The sequence below is a fragment of the Coprococcus intestinihominis genome, from assembly GCF_040096555.1.
Classification (GTDB): domain Bacteria; phylum Bacillota; class Clostridia; order Lachnospirales; family Lachnospiraceae; genus Coprococcus_A; species Coprococcus_A intestinihominis.
This window is the reverse complement of the sequence record NZ_JBBMEK010000318.1, coordinates 1-3,388: the sequence shown is the minus strand read 5'-3', so window position 1 is coordinate 3,388 and position 3,388 is coordinate 1. Positions and strand designations below refer to the sequence as shown.

Below are 3,388 nucleotides of genomic sequence, written 5' to 3'. Positions count from 1 at the left end.
CGTTCTATTTTCTTTTTTCTGCAATTCATCTCCCACCTGTAGAGGAAGGAGAATTCTTGCTAACTTTTGTTAAATTCTCCTCAAACCATTGAAAACACTGGGTTTATCGGAATGACAGATTTTATCCATTTTCCAAAATAGATTACGATAGCTGTACTCATTATATTTTCGGAAATCGGAAAATAAAACTCGTTCCGATACCTTCGATACTTTCGACGTGAATGGTTCCATTGTGGAGGTTTACAATCCAGCGCACCATAGAAAGGCCGAGACCGGTACCGCCATTTTCTCTGGAACGGCTTTTGTCTATGCGATAGAAACGTTCCCAGATTTTGTCCAGGTGTTCCTCACTTATTCCAATACCATCATCTTTCACTTCACCGATAATCTGGTCATTTTCGACCTTCAGGATAACATGAATATGTCCATTTGTTTTTCCGTAATTGATGGCATTGGTTATTAAATTCATCATCATACGCAAAATCAATGTCTGGTCGCCGTTCATAAATAAGTCGTCCTGCTTTCGCAGGGTAATCTCAATATTTTTTTCCTGTGCTTTTGTCTGCAGTTCTTCTATTACAAGTTCGCTTAATAATCCAAAATCCAGTTTTTCCATCAGATGCTGCTCATCCTGTTCGTTTCTGGCGATCATTAACATTTCGCTTGTCAGCTTTGACATTCGTTTTGCCTGCCTTAAGATGACTGCAATCTCTTCCTTATCTTCCGCAGATAAGTTTTCATTTTCCAATAAGTACTCACACTGGGAAATGATAACAGCAACGGGAGTCCGCAATTCATGGGATACGTCTGATGTGAATTGACGTTCCTTCTCAAACGAAAATTCCAAGCGCTCGAACATTTCGTTAAATTTCTTCGACAATTCGTATAATTCATCTTTTGCTTTTGGCAGAGACAAGCGTTTGGAAAGATCTTTTCCATTGCTGATGTTTTCAACTTCATCGCAGATAAGATCCACCTGTCTCAATGCCTGCTTGATCATAAAATATCCGATGGCCCCGATCAGAATAATGAGTAATGGGAATACAATCAACAACATTTTCTCGGATGTCTGCATGAAAAGTTCTATAGAATGTACGGAGGTAATTCCTCGTACCCACATTTCGTCATCATCACCGTAAGTGTAAACGCTGTCATATACCATCCATTTTCGATTTGATTCGCTTATCGTTCGCGGTGTATTCGACATGAGGATAGTTTCTTCTGGAAATTGGGCTGGAATCGTTCCATAAAGTAATCGTCCGTTTTTGTCATAAATACAAAACATAATACCGTTATCGTAAAATTCGGTATCGCCGTCAAGATAAAAGGAATCATCCTGAAAATTAATATTTGAAGAGAATCCAGTCACTGCGGCACTGATTTCTTCTTCTGTCGCAGAAATTCCAACCCTATCCACAAAAAGAAGGACGAGAACTAGAATAGTCCCAAGAACTACGGCGATGATTCCGGTGTACCATAGCGTAATTTTTTTCTTGATCGTCATCTGTTTCATTCGTTTTCCCTCATTACATATCCGACACCGCGAACAGTGTGGATGAGTTTTTGTTCATATTGTGCATCGATTTTTTTTCGCAAATAACGAATGTATACGTCGATCACATTGGAACCACCTTCAAAATCAAAGTCCCACGCATTCTGTTCAATCTGCTGTCTTGTCATTACGATATTTTTGTTGCGCATAAGACATTCCAGAACCATAAATTCTTTTGCAGAAAGATCAATTTCATTTCCGGCTCTTGTAACCTTTCTTGTGTCACGATCCAGAATAAGATCTGCTATTTTTAGTTGATTGGATGTAAATTGTGGCTTTCTACGCATCATGACACGGATTCTTGCAAGCAGTTCTTCAAATGCAAATGGTTTGATCAGGTAATCATCGGCACCAAGATCCAGTCCTTTGACACGGTCTTCAATGCTGTCTTTTGCTGTCAGTAACAGAACCGGTGTATCATCTTCTCGTTGCCTTAATTCTCTTAAGATTTCATATCCGTCCTTTCCCGGCAACATGATATCAAGAATAATACCATCGTAGGAAGTCATATCGATATAATCCATCGCTTCCAGACCATCCCCACAGGCATCTACACTGTAATGTTCCTTGACAAGCCTTTTTTTGACAATGTTTCTTAAATCATTCTCGTCTTCTACAATCAGTAATCTCATAATGTAATTATTATAATACCAATCATTTTCGTGTGCTAGAGTCCTTTTTTTCATTTTTTGAAATTACTATTTATTTTAATCTTTTTTTAATCTTCCCCCTATATGATACATATAACAGCAAAAACAAAACATCCAAGAGACGGAAGGAGAACACGTTATGAAAAAAATATTAGTAGTTTTATTATCTCTCACATTAATATTTACTTTTACAGGATGCACTTCATCCAATAATGAAGCAGCAGAAGATATAGAAATTAAGACACAGGAAGTTGTAACATCAAATACAGATGACAATGATGATAATATCAGCAACACAGAAAACGCAGTAGAGAATGCGAACGAAAAGGATTATGATTTCTCTTCTTATGAAAACGATATCCGTAATATAACAAAAAATGTAAACAATGCAAAAACATCTACAAATGCATCTGAGAATCACGAACAATTCTACGCTTTGAAAAAACAGGTAGACGCAGTTGATGACGAACTGGATAAACTTGATGATGAATTTGAGTATGCTTACCAGATGAAAGAGATTAGCTTCGAGATATACAAAGCGAGAGAACGCGCGATTGAACAACTGGAAGATGAACTGGAATTAGCAGAAGAAGCGCTGGAAAACAAATACGGCATTGATGATTAATTCCATCTGGGCTACAAGAATGTGGCAGAACTTTCTTAATTTCTAAAATCGGGTAGGAGGTAGATAATTATTTTATCTACCGACCTCCCACACCACCTGGCATACGGTTCCGTACCAAGGCGGTTCTTTAGTTTTCACAAACTGTTAGATAGTAGTCAAGCATGGATATATATCCCAGCTTGGCTATTATTTTATTGATGATTACTGAATTTAGCACCTGTGCCATTCTCCAGTACCCTTTTTGACATTGTCTGAGGACATCATACCGTACCTTTCACACGGGCATTGATAACTGATTTCCACTCGTTACCGCATTTACCGCATCTCCACCAGACATTTTTCCTCGACTTTGCATTTACTTCATCAGGCTTCAATGGCAAGTTCTTCTCCGACCACTCCGAAACAAGCTCCGGGTGTACTTCTGCTAAACTGTTATTCATAGCCAAACCTCAACCCCCTTGTGCTTAGAGTATATGAAGTTTTGGCTTTATCTTGTAGTTTGCGAATATCCGTATAAATAGAAAAAGCCCTTTGAGAAAAGGATTTCTCCTCTCTCAAAGG

Annotated in this window: 5 protein-coding genes; 1 reads left to right on the top strand and 4 read right to left on the bottom strand. The window is 38.3% G+C overall.

Annotated elements, in window-relative coordinates; all coding sequences use genetic code 11:
- Positions 1-80 precede the first annotated feature (80 nt).
- Genes WMO25_RS16425 through WMO25_RS16415 form a run of 3 tightly spaced genes read right to left on the bottom strand, consistent with a single transcriptional unit; the run spans position 81 to position 2,184 of the window.
- The gene (locus WMO25_RS16425) at positions 81-161 is read right to left on the bottom strand and encodes a DUF6040 family protein (RefSeq protein ID WP_252203187.1); all 81 of its coding nucleotides are present in this window, start codon (positions 159-161) and stop codon (positions 81-83) included.
- Complete coding sequence (locus WMO25_RS16420; RefSeq protein WP_349086237.1) at positions 161-1,513, bottom strand: sensor histidine kinase; 1,353 nt, start codon at positions 1,511-1,513, stop codon at positions 161-163. The genes WMO25_RS16425 and WMO25_RS16420 overlap by 1 nt, the downstream gene beginning before the upstream one ends.
- A complete protein-coding gene (locus tag WMO25_RS16415; RefSeq protein ID WP_107001140.1) occupies positions 1,510-2,184 on the bottom strand; it encodes a response regulator transcription factor in 675 nt (224 codons plus the stop codon). The genes WMO25_RS16420 and WMO25_RS16415 overlap by 4 nt, the downstream gene beginning before the upstream one ends.
- A gap of 157 nt (positions 2,185-2,341) precedes the next feature.
- On the opposite strand from WMO25_RS16415, the gene WMO25_RS16410 reads away from it, so the two are divergent.
- Entirely contained in the window at positions 2,342-2,827 is a 486-nt protein-coding gene (locus WMO25_RS16410; protein ID WP_349086236.1) for an entericidin EcnA/B family protein, read from the top strand.
- A gap of 260 nt (positions 2,828-3,087) precedes the next feature.
- On the opposite strand, the gene WMO25_RS16405 is transcribed toward WMO25_RS16410, so the two are convergent.
- Positions 3,088-3,267 carry a zinc-ribbon domain-containing protein gene (locus WMO25_RS16405; protein WP_349086234.1) on the bottom strand — a complete coding sequence of 60 codons (180 nt, stop codon included), beginning with the start codon at positions 3,265-3,267 and terminating at the stop codon, positions 3,088-3,090.
- Positions 3,268-3,388 lie beyond the last annotated feature (121 nt).